Origin of the sequence: Paraburkholderia sp. CNPSo 3274 (assembly GCF_024206475.1) — a bacterium.
Lineage (GTDB): Bacteria > Pseudomonadota > Gammaproteobacteria > Burkholderiales > Burkholderiaceae > Paraburkholderia.
Genome location: NZ_JAMBPR010000030.1, coordinates 86,669 through 106,506, shown reverse-complemented (window position 1 = coordinate 106,506; position 19,838 = coordinate 86,669). Strand labels below are relative to the sequence as shown.

Genomic DNA, 19,838 nt, shown 5'->3' with positions numbered 1-19,838 from the left:
ATGTGTGGAATCGTAGGGTTGCTGGTGAAGACGCCGGCGCTACGCGAGCGGCTCGGCGAGCTGATGGTGCCGATGCTGATCGGCATGACCGAGCGCGGACCCGATTCGGCGGGGCTTGCGGTGTTCGGCAGCGAGGTGGATGCGACCCAGCGCAAGCTGAGCCTCTACGCGGGCTTCACGGACGAGGGCGCGCAATTTCCCTGGGCCGCACTCGCCGACGCACTCAATCACGCCATGGACGTCACCGCGCGCTTCGACGCGAAGGGCAATCATGCGGTGCTCACGCTTCAGGGCGATGCGGAGCGCGTCAAGGTGTGGTTGCGCGAGCATTGTCCGAAGCTCTATCTGCTTTCCACTGGACGCTCGATCGACCTCTACAAGGACATCGGCTCGCCGGCCGAAGTGGCCGCGCGCTATGACTTCGCGAACCTCAAAGGCTCGCACCTCGTCGGCCACACGCGCATGGCCACGGAATCGGCCGTCACGCCGGACCGCGCGCATCCGTTCACGGCGGGAGAGGACTTCTGCCTCGTGCACAACGGATCGCTTTCGAACCCGTATGGCGTGCGGCGCAAGCTCGAGCCGCTCGGCATCCACTTCGAGACCGACAACGACACCGAAGCCGCTTGCCGTTTCATCGAATGGCGTTTGCGCGAGGGCGATGCGCTGCCCGAGGCGCTGCAAAAAGGCTTCGAGGACCTGGACGGCTTCTATACGTTCCTGATGGGCACGACGACCGAGCTCGCGCTGATCCGCGATCCGTTCGCGTGCAAGCCGGCCGTGGTCGCGGAGAACGACGACTACGTAGCGATTGCCTCGGAGTTTCGCTCGCTCGCGCATCTGCCCGATATCCGCAATGCGAAGGTCTTCGAACCCGCTCCCGAGGAGATGTACGTATGGAAAGCCTGAATTTCGACCTCGATACGCAGACGGTCCGGGACCTGAACCAATACCTGCACGGCGACACCGCGGCGCTGGCGGGGCAGCGCATCGCCGTCACGTCGCCGAATGGGGCACACAACATCGCCGTGGGCCTAGATGCCGACCTGCATGTGACGATCAAGGGCCACGCGGGCTACTACGCCGGCGGGATGAACCAGCAGGCGACGATCGTGATCGAGGGGAGCGCCGGCACGGGCGTCGCCGAGAACATGATGAGCGGCAAGGTGCATGTGCGAGGCTTCGCCTCGAACGGCGCGGGCGCTTCTGCGCACGGCGGACTGCTCGTGATCGACGGCGACGCGGGTCTGCGCTGCGGAATCTCGCTCAAGGGCGGCGACATCGTGGTGGGCGGCTCGGTGGGCAGCTTCTCGGCCTTCATGGCACAGGCGGGCCGCATGGTGATATGCGGCGACGCGGGCGACGCGCTGGGCGATTCGCTCTATGAAGCAGTGCTCTACGTGCGCGGCGAAGTGAAATCGCTCGGGGCGGACGCGCAGTACGAACCGATGAGCGATGCCGATCTCGACGCAGTGCGCGTGTTGCTCGCGGCGGGCGGGCTGGATCACGATCCAGCGTCCTTTAAGCGAATCGCGTCGGCACGCACGCTCTATCACTGGAACGCCGACGCCAACCAGGAATATTGAACACACGCTCTCTGAGAAGGTTCCCCATGGATGCCAAACCCGTTCAATTCGTTCGTTTGCAGCACGAAGAGTCGCACGGCTACGACCGCAAGACGATCGACTATATCCACTCGGCGGCACAGCGAGGTCTTTATGAAATTCGCGGTCTGGGCGCGAAGCGCCACGTGCCGCATTTCGACGACCTGCTGTTTCTCGGCGCCTCGCTGTCGCGCTATCCGCTCGAAGGGTACCGCGAGAAGTGCTCGACCCAGACTGTGCTGGGCACTCGCTTCGCAAAGAAACCTGTCGTGCTGGATATTCCGGTCACGATTGCGGGCATGAGCTTCGGCGCACTGTCCGCGAACGTCAAGGAGGCGCTCGGGCAGGCCGCGACGGCGATGGGCACGTCCACGACCACTGGCGACGGCGGCATGACCCAGGAGGAGCGCCGCTCGTCGAAGACGCTGGTTTATCAGTGCCTGCCGTCGCGCTACGGCTTCAATCCGGACGACGTGCGCCGTGCCGACGCGATCGAAATCGTGATTGGCCAGGGCGCAAAGCCGGGTGGTGGCGGGATGCTGCTCGGGCAGAAAGTCAATCCGCGCGTGGCGGCGATGCGTACCTTGCCAGCCGGCGTCGACCAGCGCTCGGCGAGCCGTCACCCGGACTGGACCGGTCCCGACGATCTGGCGATCAAGATCCAGGAACTGCGCGAAATTACTGACTGGAACACGCCCGTGTATGTGAAGGTCGGGGCAACCCGCACGTTCAACGACGTCAAGCTTGCCGTACATGCTGGCGCGGACGTGGTCGTGATCGACGGAATGCAGGGGGGCACCGCGGCTACACAGACCTGCTTCATCGAGAACGTCGGGATTCCGACGCTGGCTGCGGTTCGCCAGGCGGTGGACGCTCTCGAAGAACTGGACATGAAAGGGCAGGTGCAGCTGATCGTGTCGGGCGGCATACGGACGGGAGCCGACGTAGCCAAGGCGCTGGCGCTTGGTGCAGACGCCGTCGCGATCGGGCAGGGCATGCTGATGGCACTCGGCTGCAATAGTGACAGCTACTTCCAGAACGGCGCACTGCATTCGGCGGCTGCCGACTATGCAGCGCTTGGCACGTCGCCGGGCTTCTGCCACCACTGCCACACCGGTAAATGCCCCGTTGGCGTGACGACACAGGACGCCGTTCTCGAACAGCGCGTCCTGCCCGACGAAGGTTCGCGCCGTGTGCGCAACTACCTGAAGACGTTGAACATGGAGCTGACGACGATCGCGCGTGCCTGCGGGAAGCAGAACGTGCATCACCTCGAGCCCGAGGATCTGGTCGCCCTGACCGTGGAAGCCGCAGCGATGGCACGCGTGCCGCTCGCGGGCACTTCGTGGATTCCCGGCTGGAACAATTAAATTCAGTTGGCTGGAATTTTTGACTCTGGGAAATTTAAGCAAAGTCCGTTAAATCACCAATCTTTCAGGAGCCCTACATGAGTACGCAAAGCACCACACAGGCAGCGCCGGCATCGTCAACCGGCCTGCGTGCCGGTACTTTAGGTTTTGCCGAGGTGATTGGCCAATCTATCGCAAACGTTTCGCCAACCTTTACGCCTTCGATCAATGTGACCGCGATCGCGGCGCTGGCGGGCGCGGGGACCTGGCTGATTTATGGACTTTCGACGCTCGGGCTGCTGCTTGTCAGCATGAGCATCATCGCGCTCTCCAGCCGGATTGCAACCGCTGGGTCATTCTTCATCTATATTTCGCGCGCGCTGGGGCCGATAGCAGGGGGCATGGCCGGCTGGGGGTTGATCGCGGCATATGTGGGCACCGCGATGGGGGTAGGTGCCGCGGGTGTGGTGTTCGTGCAGAATGCCTTCTCTTCCTGGGGCATCAATATCCCGTCGTGGGCGGTCTACACCGTTTTCATTGCTCTCGCCTGGTTCTTCTCCGCACGCGACGTGAAGCTTTCCTCGCGCCTCTCACTGGCAATCGAGGCAGCTTCGGTGGTGATCGTGGGCGGCGTGCTGATCTACGTGCTCGCCCTGCATCCTGACCATATCATCGACCATACGCAATTGAGCCTGCAGGGCGTGAGCGGGAAGGGTATGGCGCAGGGCATGGTGCTGGGCATCTTCTCGTACGTGGGCTTCGAAAGTGCTGCCTCGCTCGGCCAGGAGACCAGGAACCCGCTGCGCATCATTCCGCGCGCCGTGGTCTGGAGCGTGATCCTGTCGGGCCTGTTCTTCATGTTCGTCGCCTATTCGATGACGATCGCCTACCACGACGATGCAGCCAAGCTCGGTGCCGATTCGGCCGTGCTTACTACCTTGCTTGCAAGCGTCGGCGCCTCGCCGCTCGGCCCGGTGTTTTATCTGATCGCTTCGGTCAGCGCGTTCTCGTGCGTCCTTGCGTGCATCAACTCGTCCAGCCGCCTGCTGTACTCCATGGGGCGCTACCAGTTCGTGCACCGCTCGATGGGAATGATTCACCGCACGCACCAGACACCGTATCTCGCTGTGGCGTTTTCCTCGATCGTGACGCTCGTTGTGTGCATTGCGATGCTTGGCACCGGTCCGCTCAATACCTTCGGTTACACGAGTACGTTCGCCACCTTTGGCTTTCTGGTGACCTATTTTCTCGTCGCGGTTTCCGCGCCTATCTATCTGAAGAAGCTGGGCGTGCTCAAGCCGGTCAACGTGCTGTGGAGCGTGCTTGGCGCGCTGGCGATGGTCGGCGCAGTGATCGGCAGCGTCTATCCGGTGCCGGACTATCCGTATAACATACTGCCGTATCTGTTCGTGGCGTACATGCTGGTCGGCACGGTCTGGTTGCTCATGCTGAAGAAGCGTTCGCCGCAGGTGCTCGAGAAGATCGAACACGATCTGGAAACCAGCGACGTGATGACTCACGGCAAAAAGTAAATGACTGAACCGCGCTCCCTGGACCGCCTGTCTGCACCGGCTGGGGACCGGAGGTCGGTCCATGCAGCCGGGACGGCCGTTGCAACTCGCGAAGCGTATTCTCAGGAAGTCGACTTGCAGTTGCAGCCCGAGCGCGGCGAATGCGCCGCGCTCGAGATCGGCTGCGTCTCCCGCCCGGCGCGTCTGCGCGGGCAAAATCGCGTCAACGAGGACTATTTCGGCGTGATGCTCGGCGACCTGGCTGCGCGCGCCGCGCGTGGCAGTGTGATCGCGCTGGCTGACGGAGTGAGCGGAAGTCAGGGTGGCCGGGTCGCGGCCGAACTTTCAGTGCGTACCTTCATCGATGCGTATTACGGGCTACCCGAAACGCTCCAGCCCAGCGTGGCCGCTGCGCGTTCGCTACAGGCGCTGCACGGCTGGCTGCACCACATGGGCCGCGTCGATCCAAAGCTTAAACAGATGGCCGCGTCATTTGCAGCGCTGGTCATACGGCGCGCCACAGCGTATCTGGTAGCGGCCGGAGATGTGCGGCTCTATTTGCTGCGCGACGGGCAACTGGCACAAATCGGCGAAGACGACATTGTGCCGGTTGCTTTTGGTTCGTACGTGGCGCACGCCGTTGGCATGAACCCGGCGCTCGTGACCCGCTTCGAAACGTTCGAACTGCGCGAGGATGATCGCCTGCTATTGTGCTCAGACGGTCTTTATCGTCATGTGCCAGTGCGGGAACTGCAGACGGTGCTCGCGACGCGCAATGGCGCGCTCGAAACTGCGCGCCGACTCGACGCGCTGGCACTGACGCGCGGCTCCCAGGACGACGTCACGAGCGCGGTGATTGACGTCGGCAGCCTGCCTTTGCTCGACGTCGGCTACCTGGAGCGAGTGGTCGGCATGCTGCCGATTCTCGCCGTGCCCGACGCCGGCGACGTGATCGATGGATATCTGCTCAAGAGCGTGCTCAGCGATGGCTTCTATTCGCGGATCTTCGCCGGCTACGATCTGGCCGATCCGGACACGCCACTGGCGCTCAAGTTTCCCAAACCGCGCGTCGAGCAAGACGAGAACATACGCCAGTCGACCGTGCGGGAGCGCTGGCTCGCAGGCAAGGTCGGCGACGCCGGCGTGCTCGCGCCGCTGCCTGTTGACGCCAATCGGCAAACCCGGCTTTATGTGGTGATGCCGCTCGGCGCGGGAGTCACGCTCGAAAAGCTGCTTTCGGCGCCCGAGCCCATAGGGCTGCCGCGCGCGATCGGAATAGCACGGCAATTGGGCCGCTCGATCGACGCGCTGAATCGGCGCAATGTCTTCCATCGCGATATCAAGCCCGAGAACGTGCTGGTGATGCAGGACGACAGGACGTGCCTGCTCGACCTGGGCTTTGGTTATATGCCCGGTATGGAGCTACCGGGCCCAGCCTCCGCGCCTGGCTCACCCGCGTACATGGCGCCTGAGTTGATGAGGGGTGCGCAAGGCGATGCGCGCTCCGAGGTATTTGCGTATGGCGTGACGCTGTACCGTCTGTTCAGCGGCGGCAAACTGCCGTACGGCTTCAATGGTCGCGTGCCGCTCTACGAGTACCGGCTCGACGCGCCGCATTGGCTTGACCTCGTGCTGGAGAAAGCGCTGCAGTCCGATCCCGCACGCAGGTATCAGGACGTACTCGCAGTCTGCGCCGATCTCGAGCGCCTTTCGAGCGGCCAGGGTGCGATGGCTCCGGTTCGACGCAAGCCCTTGCTCGAGAGCGAACCAGTGCTGTTCTGGCAGGGGATCTCGGTTCTATTGCTGGCGCTGCTGTTGTGGTCGCTGATACGGCGATGAGCTTTCGCGTTTACATGCGGACAGATTGAACCGCGAAACCGGCTCGCGGTGGTGAGTTAAGGCAATGCTGATCAAGCCGTGTAAACGCAGCTGATCGTGATGGCACATGCGTAAACTTTCCGAATCACCAATGAAGATGGTCATTCCGGTTCGTTTTTCGCGCCGCGGGCGCTTTGCGCGGGCTTTTCGCCCGTGTTTCGCCCATTACGGGCGCACCTGTGCCGTAAATCGACCTCGCGAAAGGTAAAGGTTCGCCAGCGCGAGCGTAACGAAGGCGCGATTAGCGTTCTTCGCCAGACCCCGATAGCGCACCTTCGTGAAACCCCACAACCGTTTGACCACAGCAAACACATGTTCGACGCGGGCGCGAATCTTCGACTTGTTGCGGTTCTTGCGACGCGCCGCTTCATCGACGCTGTCCTTGCGGCGCGTGCGCTGATTCGTGAAGTCGCGGGCCTTCGGGGCCTTGCCATGGATCAGTGCTTTCTGGCTCGCATACGCGCTGTCGCCATAGACGCGCTGCTCCTGCCCATGCAGAAGCTGTGGCAGTGGGTGTTTGTCGTGCACGTTGGCCGCCGTGACGACCGCGCTATGTGCCAGTCCGCTCTGGCTATCCACACCAACATGAAGCTTCATGCTGAAATGGTGAGTAGACCCGGGGACTTGCACCCCGAGCCTCTCCTAGAACCGTACGTGACACTCGCGCGTCATACGGCTCTCTATGAACGCGTCCCGCTTTGCAACAGCTTCGAGTGGTCTGACTGACAGGGTGGGTTGCAGCTCTCTATCCGGCCTTGTTGCAGCCTGTAATTCCCGCTGCGGGCCCCTATGAAATCCGCTGACCCGCACCTCATTCCCGTCGCGAGCTCGAAGCTCAGTGCCGCATACAGGTTTAGCGGGTCCCGGTCCTACCTGGTTTGAAAATCATCGGACCTCCCACCGCCGCCCGCTAGTGTCCCGAGTTAGAAAATTCGTAGACAAAATCGCTTGACGCTGGCGAGGATGTCGTCGGCCGATTTGGTCCAGTTGAAAGGTCTCGGATCAGTGTTGTTGATCTGGATGTATTGGCGAATCGCCTGTTCGAGTTGCCGGGTGGAGCGATGAGTGCCGCGGCGGATGTATGTCTCGCTTAGCGTGGCAAACCATCGTTGATGCGGCTGCAATCCGAAGGCACGCCAGATCCGCGACACGGCTGTCTGCGACATTCCCATCTCGCGGGCCATTGTCCGCGTGCTCCAGTGAGTCGCACCCATGGGCACGGATTCGAGCGTACGTGCGACGACCGCGTCCACCTGCGCGTCTTCGATCGTCCTCGGTGCGCCCGGGCGCGGTGCATCGAGCAACCCGTCCACGCGGTGACTGATGAATCGCGAACGCCACTTCGAAACCGTATGCGAGGCGACACGTTGTCTTGTCGCGACCGTCCTGTTGTCGATGCCCTCGGCGCAAGCCAGCACAATACGCGCTCTCAGAGCAAGCGCCTGTGCCGTCTTGCGTCGCATCGCCAGCGCTATGAGTTGCTCGCGTTCCAACCCACTCAGAACCAGTGGCGCCTTCGGTCTTCCTCTCATCGTTGCCTCGCTTATCTGCGAACCATGCAACCCAGGGTAGTACACAACGCAAATAAGGCAATGAATTTATAACTCGGGACACTAGCACCTGCTGGTAAAAATGGCGTCGGCGTTGCCCGACGATGCTTACACAATGCCGTCCGGCAGGTCGGGACGCAGTTCGGCCTCGATCTGATCGATGGTCGGCAGGCCGGTCTCCAGCGAGGGTGGCACCTCGCGCATCAGCTGGTACTCAGCAACACCCATTGGCTTGGCCACGCCACGCAGCGCATATTCCGCCACGAGCCGGTTCTTTTCCTTGCACAGCAGCAGGCCGATGGTCGGCTGGTCCTCGGGCGCCTTCACCTGCGCATCGATTGCGGACAGGTAGAAGTTCAGCTGGCCCGCATATTCGGGCTTGAACGGTGTCGTTTTCAGTTCGACGACGACATAGCAACGCAGCTTGGGGTAATCGACCTTATTGTGCAAAAAATGGCGTAAGCGGACATCCAGCCGCCTGCGGCAAGGCTTTTCGGGTCGCTATGTTTGGCGCGATCGAAGTGCTCTGCAAGTCATTGATTAATCTATCCTTTTCAGTTTTAATCGCAGAATTCGCGCGAAAAGGTCGATTCCCCTATTGGATTTCGCGATTCGATAAAGAAATTAAGTTAGCACTCGCTTTATTGTCCTTGTCATATACATACCAGTTCGCTGCGCAATGACAGATAACTAACGAGCAGACCGGAAGCACGACTCGATGTCCACCGCATTCGCTCATACAGTCGAAGCGAGTTTTGCGACGCTCACGCCCACGGCCAAGCGCATTGCCAGTTATATGCTTGCGAATCTGGAGCGCCTCGGTCTGGAGACGGCGGATCAGATCGCGCAACAAACGAGCACGAGCGGCATTTCGGTCGGGCGCTTTCTGCGCAGCGTCGGCTATCGCAATCTCGACGACCTGAAGCGCGAATTGCGCGGTGCACAAACACGGCCGTGGTTCATCACTGATCGCCTCGACGCCTGGCGCGGCGAGCGCCTCGCCGACTACGCGAACGGCGTGGAAAACACGAGTGACACGCTCGCGCGCTCGCTCGATCTCGAGGTCGATGCGATTCGCTATGTGTACCGGCTTGCACTAGGCGACACATTCGCCCGCGTCGCGCAGCGCATTGCCGCTGCGGATGCCGTCTTTATTCTCGGCATTCAATCGACGCGCTGCATTTCGAATGCGTTCCACAGCTACCTCGAATATCTGCGGCCACGTATGTTCTTTTCCAACGGCATGTCAGGCTCGTATGTGGAGTCGCTGAATTCGGAGTTCGCGTCGCCGTATCTGATCGTCACCGACACGCGTGCCTATTCGCGCATCGCGCGCCGCTATTGCGAGGCGGCGGCACGGCGTGAATTGCCGTTCGCGCTCGTCACCGATCTCTATTGCCCGTGGGCGCGCGACTTCGCCTGCGATCTGCTGCAGGTGAAAACCGATGTCGGTCAGTTCTGGGATTCGCTTGCGCCGCTCACGTGCCTGTTCAACCTGCTGATTACGTCGATTGTCGAGCGGCTCGGTTCGACTATCGACAAACGTGTCGCGCGCAACCGCGAGTTGCAACGTGAACTCGATCAATTCGATCTTTGACAATCATGACCGATACACCGCACCTCATTCACATCACACCGGAAACGCACGGCGTCGAACTCGACCTCGTGTATGCGACCGATCGCAATTTCACCGGCGAGGCGATCTACAAGGAAGCGTACGCCCTGCTGCTCGCGCCCGCTGAAGCGAGATTGCGCAAAGCCGTCGAACTTGCTGAAAGCGTCGGCATGAAGCTGCGCATTTTCGATGCGTACCGTCCGCCGCAAGCACAAAAAGTACTGTGGGATTTTCTGCCCGACCCCACGTATATCGCAGAACTTGGGCGAGGCTCGAACCATAGCCGGGGTACGGCGCTCGATCTCACCTTAATCGACAGCAACGGTGAAGCGCTCGACATGGGCACGAGCTTCGATGCGATGATCAAGGATTCCGAGCACTTCCATCACGGATTGCCGCAGCATGTGCAGCGCAATCGCCTGCTGCTGCTCGGCATCATGCATGCGGCAGGATTCACGCATATTCCAAGCGAATGGTGGCATTACGAAATTCCGGGTTCGCGCTCGCTGCCCGTTATTGACAATAGCGAAAGCGGCCCCCTGAGATTGATGTAATCGTGTTCTGGTTCTTTGCTGTCCGTTTGCGGGTTTCTCACCGCTTTTCCCTCTCGATACGGAGCGAGTATGAATCTGGTTTTGCGCAATGCGCTGGCGGCAGTCGCGGTCGCGTCCGCACTGACGCTTACGATGACGACAACAAGTACTGCATTTGCGGCGACGCCGAAAGACATGCTGGTGATCGCCACCACGCTCGACGAATTCTCGACGCTCGATCCGGGCGAAGTCTATGAGCTCGTGCCGGAAGAATATGTTGCGAATACCTATGACCGACTGGTGCGCGTCGATCTGAAAGACCCGGCGAAATTCAATGGCGATGTCGCGCAATCGTGGACGGTCAGCCCCGACGGACTTACCTTCACGTTCAAGATTCGCCCGGGTCTCAAGTTCCACACGGGCAATCCGCTGACAGCCGATGATGTCGCGTGGTCGATCCAGCGCTGCGTGCTGCTCGATAAAGGCGCGGCGGCGGTATTGCAAGGCATTGGCCTGACCAAAGACAACGCGCTGCAAAACGTCAAGAAGATCGACGACTCGACCGTCAGCATAACGACCGACCAGAAATACGCGCCTACGTTCGTGCTGAACGTGCTGGGTGCGTGGCCCGCGTCCGTGGTCGATAAGCAGCTCCTGATGTCGCATCAGAAGGGCAACGATTTCGGCAACGAATGGCTGCGCACGAACGAAGCGGGCTCTGGCGCGTACAAGCTCGTCAAATGGACGGCGAACGACAGCATCATCCTGCAGAAATACGACGGCTACCGGCTGCCGCTCGCGATGAAACGCATCGTAATGCGCCATGTGCCGGAAGCCGCGAGCCAGCGCCTGCTGCTCGAAAACGGCGACGCGGACGTCGCGCGCAATCTGAGCCCCGACGATCTCGCCGCATTGACTAAGGCCAACGAGGTACAGGTGATGTCGGTGCCGCAAGCGACGTTGCTCTATCTCGGCCTGAACGTGAAGAACCCGAACCTCGCGAAACCGGAAGTGCAGGAAGCCATGAAATGGCTGATCGACTATGACGGCATTCAGAAGAACGTGACGAAGAGCACGTTCAAGATTCATCAAACGTTCCTGCCCGAAGGTTTCCTCGGCGCGTTGAATACCAGTCCGTATCACCAGGACGTTGCCAAGGCCAAGGCGCTGCTCGCCAAAGCGGGCTTGCCCAATGGCTTCAACGTGACGATGGATGTGCGCAGCGCCTACCCGTACAACGAAATTGCGCAAGCCGTACAGGCGAATCTCGCGCAAGGCGGAATCAAGGTCGAGATCATTCCAGGCGACAACAAGCAGACGCTCGCGAAGTATCGTGCGCGTCAGCACGATATTTATATTGGGGAATGGGCAGCGGATTACATCGACCCGCACAGCAATGCGCAGGGCTACGCATGGAATCCGGACAACTCCGACAAGTCTGCGTACAAGATGCTCGCTTGGCGTAATTCGTGGGACATTCCCGATCTGACGAAAGAGACCAACGCGGCGCTTGCCGAATCGTCGACGACGAAGCGCGCGCAACTCTACCAGACGATACAGAAGGAAATGCTCGCAAAGTCACCGTTCGTCATCATGTTCCAGCAGGTGTCGCAAGTGGCGATGCGTCCGGGCGTGTCGGGCCTCGAAGTCGGTCCAATCAACGATCTCGTGTCGTATCTGCATGTGAAGAAGCAGTAAGAGCGCGAGACATGTCGACAACGATCACTCCCATAGACCAGATACGCGCTGCGTCCGCGCGCAGCGCGACCGTGCGCTGGACGTTGCGCGTGCTGCGCTGGGCGCTCACGCTCGCCGTCACGTTCACGGGCTTGCTGGCCGTGACCTTCGTGATCGGCCGCAAGGTGCCGATCGATCCCGTGCTCGCAATACTCGGCGATCGCGCGTCGGCGAGCGCTTATGCGGCTGCGCGCATTCAGCTTGGACTTGACAAGCCCCTTGCCGAGCAGTTTTTCATCTACGTCCGCGCGGTGCTGCACGGCGATCTGGGCGTATCGCTGCTGACGGCGCATCCCGTGCTCGACGACATCAAGCGCGTCTTCCCGGCCACATTGGAACTTGCGACACTGTCGACGATCATCGGCGTATTGGTTGGTGTGCCGCTCGGCGTGATTGCCGCGACACGGCACAACCGCTGGATCGATCACGTCGCGCGTTTCATCGGCCTGATCGGCAGTTCAGTGCCCGTGTTTTGGCTTGGTTTGATGGGACTGCTGTTGTTCTATGCGAAGCTGCATTGGGTGTCGGGACCAGGAAGAATCGATCCCGTGTTCGATGGCATGGTCGATATGCACACGGGCAGCCTGTTGATCGATTCGCTGATCGCGGGGGAGTGGGATGTGTTTTTCAATGCACTGTCGCATATCGCGTTGCCCGCTGCGATATTGGGCTACTACTCGGTCGCCTATCTGAGCCGGATGACGCGCTCGTTCATGCTCGACCAGTTGAACCAGGAGTACATCACGACGGCACGCGCAAAAGGCTTGTCCGAGCGTCGAGTCGTGTGGGTGCACGCATTCGGCAATATCGCGGTGCCGCTGCTGACAGTGATCGCACTGTCGTATAGTTTTTTGCTCGAAGGCTCGGTACTCACCGAAATCGTATTCGCGTGGCCGGGTATCGGTTCATATCTGACAGGCGCGCTGCTCAACGCCGATATGAATGCGGTGCTCGGCAGCACGCTCGTGATCGGCATTACTTTCATTGCGTTGAACCTGCTGACGGATGCGCTCTATCGCGTGTTCGATCCGCGCGCCCGCTGATGCAACGGAGATTTGCAACGTGCGTCCACCTGTTGAAACTTCAACGCAGGACTTGCCGATGAACGTGCCTCGCCCAACGTGGAGAGCCTGGCTGCTGACCGATACGCCAGCTTCGCGCAGGCAGGCGGCGCTCGGTCTTGCGTATCGTCGCTGGCGGCGTTTCTCGGGTAATCCCCTGTCGGTGTTCGGTCTGTCGATACTCGTCCTGCTCGTGATCGTCGCCGTCATCGGTCCTTGGATCGCGCCGCATGATCCGCTTCGGCAGGTGTTGTCCGATCGTCTGCTGCCGCCCGGTTCGGCCTCTCATTGGCTTGGCACCGATCAACTCGGACGCGATATTCTTTCGCGCATCATTTACGGCTCGCGCCTGACGCTGTCGATTGCGATCCTCGTTGTCGTGGTCGTCGTGCCGATCGGCTTGATGATCGGCACGACGGCGGGCTTCTTCGGAGGCTGGGTCGACAACGTGCTGATGCGCGTGACGGATATCGCGCTAGCGTTCCCGAAGATCGTGCTCGCACTCGCATTCGCCGCGGCATTGGGGCCGGGTGTGTTCAATGCGGTGATCGCTATTTCGATCACCGCGTGGCCCGCGTATGCGCGTCTTGCACGCGCCGAAACGTTGAGGCTCGTGCAAGCCGATTTCATACACGTCGCGCGGCTGCAAGGCGCGTCGAACCCGCGCATCCTGCTGCGCTATATCGTTCCGCTGTGTTCAGCGTCGGTGATCGTTCGCGCGACGCTTGATATGGCGGGCATCATTCTGACCGTCGCGGGCCTTGGTTTTCTGGGGCTCGGCGCACAACCACCCAGTCCCGAATGGGGCTTCATGGTCGCGTCGGGCCGCAACGTGCTGCTCGACGCGTGGTGGGTGGCGACGATACCGGGCTTCGCGATCCTGCTCGTGAGCCTTGCATTTAATCTGCTCGGCGACGGCTTGCGCGACGTGTTCGACCCCCGCCATGGAGACTGATATGGGCACGAACGAAACGCGCTCGCCTCTCTGTGAGATCGACGATCTGCGCATCCGTTTTCGCGTGCACGACGGCACACTGAATGAAGCCGTGCGCGGTCTCTCGCTGACGCTGAATAAAGGCGAACGGCTCGGCATCGTCGGTGAATCGGGTTCGGGCAAGTCGCTGACGGGCCGCGCGCTGCTCGGACTTCTGCCGCCTGCCGCGCATTGCACCGCGAAAACGTTGCGCTTCGACGGAAATGATCTGCTGAATATGCGCGCCGACAGGCGCCGCCGTCTATGCGGTCAGCAAATGGGCATGATCCTGCAAGATCCGAAGTACTCGCTGAACCCGGTGATGACTGTCGCGCAGCAAATGCGCGAGGCGTTCGCACTGCATTGTCCGAAGCTCAACCGGCGTGCGATGCGCGAGAAGATCATCGCGGTCCTCGAAGCGGTGCATATCCGCAACCCCGCGCGCGTCGCGGATTCATATCCACATGAGCTTTCTGGAGGCATGGGACAGCGCGTGATGATCGCGATGATGGTATCGACGGGACCACGCGTGCTGATCGCCGATGAGCCGACCAGTGCGCTCGACGTGCTCGTATCGATGCAGGTGCTCGCCGTACTCGACGAGATGATCGCCAAACACGACACCGGCCTCATTTTTATCAGCCATGACTTGCCGCTCGTGATGTCGTTCTGCGATCGGGTGGTGGTGATGTATGCGGGGCGTGTCGTCGAAACATGCGCAGCGCGCGATCTCGTGCATGCGCAACATCCTTATACGCGCGGGTTGCTTGCGGCGAATCCGCCGCTTGCCAATCCGCCTGCCGAATTGCCCGTTCTGTCGCGCGATCCTGCATGGCACAACGACACGAAAGGAGCGTCCGCATGATCGACGTCGATGCGCTGACAGTGCGCTTCAAGACGGTCGCGGGCGCGGTCGATGCCGTCCGCGATGCGAGCTTTCATGTCGCGCAAGGCGAAGTATTCGGGCTCGTCGGTGAGTCGGGTTCCGGCAAGTCGACCATTCTTCGTGCGTTGAGTGGATTGACGCCTATCGCGCAAGGCACGGTGCGCATTGCGCGGCAAGGCGGTGTCGCGCAAAAGCGCGCTGTGCAAATGGTGTTTCAGGATCCATACGGCTCGCTGCATCCACGCTTCACTGTCGATCAGACATTGCGCGAACCGTTGCGTATCAACGGGATCCGCCAGCATGAAGAACGTATCGTCAATGCGCTGCGTGAAGTCGGGCTCGATGCGTCGTTTCGATTTCGCTATCCGCATCAGCTATCGGGTGGGCAGCGGCAACGCGTGGCGATTGCGCGCGCGCTGATCGTCGAGCCGCGTGTGTTGCTGCTCGACGAGCCGACATCGGCGCTCGATGTCTCCGTGCAGGCTGAGATATTGAACTTGCTCAAGCGCTTGCATCGCGAGCGTAATCTGACGATGATTCTTGTCACCCACAATCTCGCTGTCGTGAGCTTTCTGTGCTCGCGTGTTGCGATCATGCGCAATGGCGAGATCGTCGAAGAACTCGATGTGGAGAAAATCAGAGCGAAGCAGGTCGATAACGAGTATTCACGCAGCCTGTTGCTCGCGACGAATGGCTATCAGCGCAAGGCTGCCGACGCGTTGGGTATCGACACGGCTCCTTGAAGGAGCTCATGTCTGCGACGGTCCAGGCAAACACATACCCCAGGCCGCCGCAGACAGAAAAACGCACCACTCAACCCGGAACAGCACCGACAGAGAGTTTTGTCGCGATAAGGCGAGCTGCTATGCTGGCAGCGTGAAGGCGAAGACTTTGATCGATGAAACAGAACCTGAATCCGGCCGTGGCAAAGGTGCTCAAGCGCCTGCGCGACCCGCTCGACGTCATCCTGATGTGCGTGCGGTGGTACGTGGCGTATCCGCTGAGCCTGCGCCATCTTGAACAGATGATGGCCGAGCGTGGGATTGAGGTCGATCATTCGACCGTGCACCGCCGGGCCATCAAGCTGTTGCCGGTCATGGAGAAGGCGTTTCGCCGTCACAAGCGCCCGGTTGGCAAGAGCTGGCGAATGGACGAGATCTATATAAAGGTGAAGGGTCGGTGGAAATATCTGTACCGTGCAGTTGACAAGGCCGGTAACACGATCGACTTCCTGCTGCGGGCCCATCGCGACAAGGCTGCGGCCCGCCGATACTTCGAAAAATCGATCGCTCAAAACGGCGAACCGGAAACGGTGACGATCGATAAGAGTGGTACGAATCTGGCCGCGCTCGAGGCCATCAATGTCGAGCGTGAAACGCCGATCAAGATCCGCCAGACGAAGTATCTGAACAACATCGTAGAGCAGGACCACCGGGCGATCAAGCGCCGTACCCGACCAATGCTCGGGTTCAAGGATTTTCGTTGTGCACGCATCCTATTGAGCGGCATCGAAGTGATGCATATGATCGCCAAGGGGCAGATGAAAGACCGCGGCATCGGGCTGACTCCCGCCGAACAGTTCTACTCGTTAGAAGAATAAGTATTCCTCATCGTCTGATCATTATTCAACCCACTTTCGTTATCGCGACAGAGCCATAATAAGTTATCTTTACTATACGCTGTCGCCGCCGTGAGCGACACGCTTGTGGGGGCCGCGACAGGCCTCGCCGGTTACCTTCTCTTCCGAAGCGGGCGCCGCACTTTCCCGCCAGTACTCATCTGGAAAGTTTTGCCCGCTTGCGCGCAACGCCGATTACGCGCGTGGCGAGCGATCCGTCAGGCGGCGTCTCCTGCAAGGGCGCCTCTCGGAGGAACGTGACGAGCACCTTGATCTTCTCGATCGGCATCTGCGGTGCGATGGAATTGCCAATACTGTCCGAGCCCAACAGGAGGCCCTTACCCGGAAAGAGCTCTCCCGGGTAGAACTTCCGAATGGCCCAGAAACGCCGCTCCGCAATGGGCGTGAGGAGCCTTTCGCTGTCGACGTAGATCGCGTCCCCGTTGGGTAGCAGCACGGCATCAAACAGCGTGCATTCTATGAGTCGGGATATTTGCTCGTAGTCGCCGTTGCACCTGATCTTTCTGATCGTTGTTGTATATGGGTCGATAAGGATGGCCTTCACCTTCTGTCTCCTTTGTCCCAAGGTAGCTGGATAGCTGGAGCTTCGCTGGCCAAAAAAAAACAAAAAAACAAATGTGCTGAGGCTATCTGCGTAGCCTCAAAAACGCCCGCGGGAGGCCGAGACAGAACTCAACACGGGCCGTCATGCGAAATGGCGCGTGGTTCCGATGGGCATTCCTTACATCCGACCGCTAACATGGGTGGCTTCTGCCGCATTACGAGGCGCTGTGGATCGACGCGAATGCGATTTTCGTCGTGTACATGGTGGCCCGGCCTGGCCTGAATTCGGTCCGCATCCGCCTCCCGCTCGTGCCGCTGGCCGCAGACAAGCGCGCCAGCGTTGACCCGCAATGGTGCGACGCGGACCCTGCTTGCCAAGGGCAAATCGTCTTGGCGTACGATTTTCCCCAAAGTCTGAATTCCAGCCCAACTAGACAAAGCGCCCTGCCTCAAGGTCAGCGAACGCCTCCGCAATTTCGCTATTGGTATTCATCACGAAGGGGCCGCAGATGGCAAAGGGTTCATCGATCGGTGCACTCGAGCAAATCAGCAGTTCGGTTTCAGTATCGGCGACGATCGGAAGCTACTCCGCTCGCGACGTCGGTTGCGATTGCGCGGCCCAGGCTACATTTCCCCGTGCAACCACCTGGCGAGCCGCACCCGGCTGCGCCGCCCCTTCCATCAACCAGGCAAAGCAGCGATCGCCGCCCGGTATGGGAAGGTCATAAGAAGCGCCAGCCTCCAGCGTCAAATGAATGAACGTTATAGGCCACGTCGATCCGAGCGGTACGGTCTCGTCGCCCAACTTGCCCACGTAGTCCCGAGCTATCACCCCGGGAGCTTCCACAGTTGGCGCATCGGAACAGCGAACATAGGCGTATCTGGCCGGCACCCTCTTTAGCGCGCTGGGCAGGTTCAGCCGTAGCTGTAACGTATGCACACTTCCTGCCATCCTGCCGTGACCAATCCGATTCCTCGCAATTGCGACGCACCCGCCCGGCTTCATGGCGTGACGACCGTCGTCGCACGCGAGGTGCGCACACTCGCTCAGCGCCGCGCACAGTCCCCGAAGGAGATCAAGGCATTGATCAGCGAAAGCGTCGAGAAAATCGAAGCAGGAAGCGGGCTGGTCGATCGCGCGGGTGAAGCGATCGACGGAATCACCGCGCACGTCGCGTGCGTTTCGTCGATGATCGACGAAATCACCGCGCACGTCGCGTGCGTTTCGTCGATGATCGACGAAATCAGCTCTGCTACAAGCGAGCAGTCCAGTTCGATCGGCGAGGTCAATCTCGCCATCGCGCAGCTCGACCAGACGACCCAACACAACGCGGCGCTGGTCGGGCAATCGGCCGCAGCCGCAGAGAGTCTGCGAGACCGCGCTCAGCGCTTGCGTGAGGCAATGGCTGCGTCCGTATAAACGCTGGCTGGATGCATCGCTTTCGGCCTGGCGGCCGGCGCGATGCCCGGATCAATGGCCGACATCTGGCCGCTCGTCTGAAAGCCGGTGCTCCGCGCCCCGCAGGCAGTTCTGGAGCGCACGCGCCCTTTTCGATGCCTGCCCGCAAGAGTGCGGGCCGTCTGGCCACGCCCGGGGACCAGGCGTGGCCAGATCGAGGCTCCGCACACTCTCACCGAAAGCTCGCATGTGCCGAGATCAGAGGCGCCCGAATTAACGATGTAAACGTGAAATCATTCAATGATGAATTTGTAATTAATGAAGATTTGCACCATTGCGATGATTGCCGGGAAAGCGTTTGAGCCACATTGGTGCCGGAATTCGCAATAAGAGAGCAAATGCCTAAACATGGTATTGCTCCATCAAAAAAAGTTTTCTCACCGGCATTTTTTTTTGCTATCTTCAATCCGCTTCAACAAAACTGACACATAGAGCTGCTGTCCTCAAGTGCCCGAAGGGTTCAGGCGGAAAGCAAAGAGCGGACAGCTGGCCGGATCGGTGTCGGCACGAAAGGTATTGAGTTAGGATGACTATCAAATAGTCGCAAGGAAAAAGCATTGTGGGTCCCTGAGCGGCTCGAAATTGCCGTACAGAATCAGTTTTTGTAATTCGTAGTGCTAATGTAATTTCGAATCGAGTGAATTTCGGTCACGCGGACTAGTGGTCATGACGTGACGAGGGTTTTCTGCGGCAGGATTGGGGCGTACTGCGCCGAGGGAGCGAAGGTGGTGATGAAAGTGCAAGTGGGAGCGGCAGCCGAAGGCGTGCGCTCGGGCGGATCAGGCCGCCCACGCGAATTCGGGCGTAGGCAGCAGAACCCTGTGCGCCGCTACGGCGGAATTGGCGCGGTAATCGTATTGCACATTGTGCTCATCTACGCGTTGGTCAATGGTCTTGCAAACAAGGTCGTGCAGGTGATTCAGCATCCGGTCGAAACGAAGATCATCCAGCCCGTGGCGCCTCCGCCGCCGCCCCCGCTGCCTACCGTGCAACTGCCGCCGCCGAAGTTCGCGCCTCCTCCGCCGCCTTTCGTGCCGCCTCCCGAAGTGCCGGTGCAGGCGCCACCGCAGCAGTCGATCGTGCATCAGGCTGCGCCCGTGGTCAGCGCGCCTGTCACCGCACCGCCTGCGCCGCCCGCGCCGCCTGCACCCGTGCAGAAGCCGGTGAGCCACGAAGTGGGCGTCGTGTGTCCAAACTCGGATGAGATCCGTTCGTCGATCCGCTATCCGAAAGAGGCACAGGACAACGGTGTGACCGGCGACGTGCTCATCGAATTCGTGGTGGATCCGCAAGGTCACGTTACGAACGAGCGAGTGGCGCAGTCCGCCAACGACGACAGTCTGGATGCCGCTGCATTCAACGCAGTCAAAAAGTTCAACTGCATTTCGCAAGGCCAGCCGGTACGCGTGCAGGTTCCGTTCTCGTTCAGTCTCAGCTGACATGCGGACTGCATGTATCGGGTGGCGAGTCATTACCCGGATTTTTAGATGTTCAACGGAT

The 19,838-nt window shown here is 60.3% G+C and carries 17 protein-coding genes and 3 pseudogenes; 15 read left to right on the top strand and 5 right to left on the bottom strand.

Annotation, left to right across the window (positions count from 1 at the left end; translation table 11 throughout):
- From M3I54_RS21295 to M3I54_RS21275, 5 genes are all read left to right on the top strand, one after another.
- Positions 1-909, top strand: a complete 909-nt coding sequence (locus M3I54_RS21295) for a class II glutamine amidotransferase (RefSeq protein WP_254339527.1) — start codon at positions 1-3, stop codon at positions 907-909.
- Positions 897-1,586 carry a protein glxC gene (locus tag M3I54_RS21290; protein ID WP_254339525.1) on the top strand — a complete coding sequence of 230 codons (690 nt, stop codon included), beginning with the start codon at positions 897-899 and terminating at the stop codon, positions 1,584-1,586. The genes M3I54_RS21295 and M3I54_RS21290 overlap by 13 nt, the downstream gene beginning before the upstream one ends.
- Before the next feature lie 26 nt (positions 1,587-1,612).
- Positions 1,613-2,974 (top strand): FMN-binding glutamate synthase family protein, encoded by a 1,362-nt coding sequence (locus M3I54_RS21285; RefSeq protein WP_254339517.1) that lies wholly within the window; start codon positions 1,613-1,615, stop codon positions 2,972-2,974.
- 77 nt (positions 2,975-3,051) lie between these two features.
- Positions 3,052-4,485 carry an APC family permease gene (locus M3I54_RS21280; RefSeq protein ID WP_254339514.1) on the top strand — a complete coding sequence of 478 codons (1,434 nt, stop codon included), beginning with the start codon at positions 3,052-3,054 and terminating at the stop codon, positions 4,483-4,485.
- Positions 4,486-4,599: 114 nt separating this feature from the next.
- The gene (locus M3I54_RS21275) at positions 4,600-6,303 is read left to right on the top strand and encodes a bifunctional protein-serine/threonine kinase/phosphatase (RefSeq protein ID WP_254339512.1); all 1,704 of its coding nucleotides are present in this window, start codon (positions 4,600-4,602) and stop codon (positions 6,301-6,303) included.
- Between the two features lie 204 nt (positions 6,304-6,507).
- Here the strand turns inward: M3I54_RS21275 and M3I54_RS21270 are convergent.
- From M3I54_RS21270 to M3I54_RS21260, 3 pseudogenes are all read right to left on the bottom strand, one after another.
- Positions 6,508-6,960 (bottom strand): annotated as a pseudogene (locus tag M3I54_RS21270) (IS5 family transposase); the annotation flags it as partial.
- Between the two features lie 292 nt (positions 6,961-7,252).
- A pseudogene (locus M3I54_RS21265) lies at positions 7,253-7,874 on the bottom strand (helix-turn-helix domain-containing protein).
- Between the two features lie 126 nt (positions 7,875-8,000).
- Positions 8,001-8,318 (bottom strand): annotated as a pseudogene (locus M3I54_RS21260) (PDDEXK nuclease domain-containing protein); the annotation flags it as partial.
- Positions 8,319-8,610: 292 nt separating this feature from the next.
- Between M3I54_RS21260 and sapR the strand changes: the two are divergent.
- The 8 genes from sapR to M3I54_RS21220 all read left to right on the top strand — a co-directional run bounded on the left by sapR (position 8,611) and on the right by M3I54_RS21220 (position 16,297).
- On the top strand, positions 8,611-9,489 hold the full coding sequence (gene sapR, locus M3I54_RS21255; protein WP_254339510.1) for a sap1 transcriptional regulator SapR: 879 nt from the start codon (positions 8,611-8,613) through the stop codon (positions 9,487-9,489).
- Positions 9,490-9,494: 5 nt separating this feature from the next.
- The gene (ddpX, locus tag M3I54_RS21250; protein ID WP_254339508.1) at positions 9,495-10,061 is read left to right on the top strand and encodes a D-alanyl-D-alanine dipeptidase; all 567 of its coding nucleotides are present in this window, start codon (positions 9,495-9,497) and stop codon (positions 10,059-10,061) included.
- Between the two features lie 69 nt (positions 10,062-10,130).
- The gene (locus M3I54_RS21245; RefSeq protein WP_254339506.1) at positions 10,131-11,738 is read left to right on the top strand and encodes an ABC transporter substrate-binding protein; all 1,608 of its coding nucleotides are present in this window, start codon (positions 10,131-10,133) and stop codon (positions 11,736-11,738) included.
- A gap of 11 nt (positions 11,739-11,749) precedes the next feature.
- Entirely contained in the window at positions 11,750-12,820 is a 1,071-nt protein-coding gene (locus M3I54_RS21240) for an ABC transporter permease (protein WP_254339504.1), read from the top strand.
- Positions 12,821-12,878: 58 nt separating this feature from the next.
- Positions 12,879-13,793, top strand: a complete 915-nt coding sequence (gene nikC / locus M3I54_RS21235; RefSeq protein WP_254339502.1) for a nickel transporter permease — start codon at positions 12,879-12,881, stop codon at positions 13,791-13,793.
- Between the two features lies 1 nt (position 13,794).
- Positions 13,795-14,676 carry an ABC transporter ATP-binding protein gene (locus tag M3I54_RS21230; RefSeq protein ID WP_254339500.1) on the top strand — a complete coding sequence of 294 codons (882 nt, stop codon included), beginning with the start codon at positions 13,795-13,797 and terminating at the stop codon, positions 14,674-14,676.
- Complete coding sequence (locus M3I54_RS21225) at positions 14,673-15,440, top strand: ABC transporter ATP-binding protein (protein ID WP_254339498.1); 768 nt, start codon at positions 14,673-14,675, stop codon at positions 15,438-15,440. Before M3I54_RS21230 ends, M3I54_RS21225 begins: the two co-directional genes overlap by 4 nt.
- A gap of 155 nt (positions 15,441-15,595) precedes the next feature.
- On the top strand, positions 15,596-16,297 hold the full coding sequence (locus M3I54_RS21220) for an IS6 family transposase (RefSeq protein WP_254339496.1): 702 nt from the start codon (positions 15,596-15,598) through the stop codon (positions 16,295-16,297).
- 175 nt (positions 16,298-16,472) lie between these two features.
- Here M3I54_RS21220 and M3I54_RS21215 read toward each other — a convergent pair whose 3' ends face one another.
- On the bottom strand, positions 16,473-16,880 hold the full coding sequence (locus tag M3I54_RS21215; protein WP_254339494.1) for a hypothetical protein: 408 nt from the start codon (positions 16,878-16,880) through the stop codon (positions 16,473-16,475).
- A 429-nt stretch (positions 16,881-17,309) separates the two neighbouring features.
- Positions 17,310-17,456: a pirin-like C-terminal cupin domain-containing protein gene (locus M3I54_RS45375; RefSeq protein ID WP_375542181.1), complete on the bottom strand. Its 147-nt coding sequence runs from the start codon at positions 17,454-17,456 to the stop codon at positions 17,310-17,312.
- Between the two features lie 432 nt (positions 17,457-17,888).
- On the opposite strand from M3I54_RS45375, the gene M3I54_RS21210 reads away from it, so the two are divergent.
- Together M3I54_RS21210 and M3I54_RS21205 are read left to right on the top strand one after the other, a co-directional pair.
- Positions 17,889-18,299, top strand: a complete 411-nt coding sequence (locus M3I54_RS21210; RefSeq protein WP_254339492.1) for a methyl-accepting chemotaxis protein — start codon at positions 17,889-17,891, stop codon at positions 18,297-18,299.
- A 770-nt stretch (positions 18,300-19,069) separates the two neighbouring features.
- The gene (locus tag M3I54_RS21205; RefSeq protein WP_254339491.1) at positions 19,070-19,777 is read left to right on the top strand and encodes an energy transducer TonB; all 708 of its coding nucleotides are present in this window, start codon (positions 19,070-19,072) and stop codon (positions 19,775-19,777) included.
- Positions 19,778-19,838 lie beyond the last annotated feature (61 nt).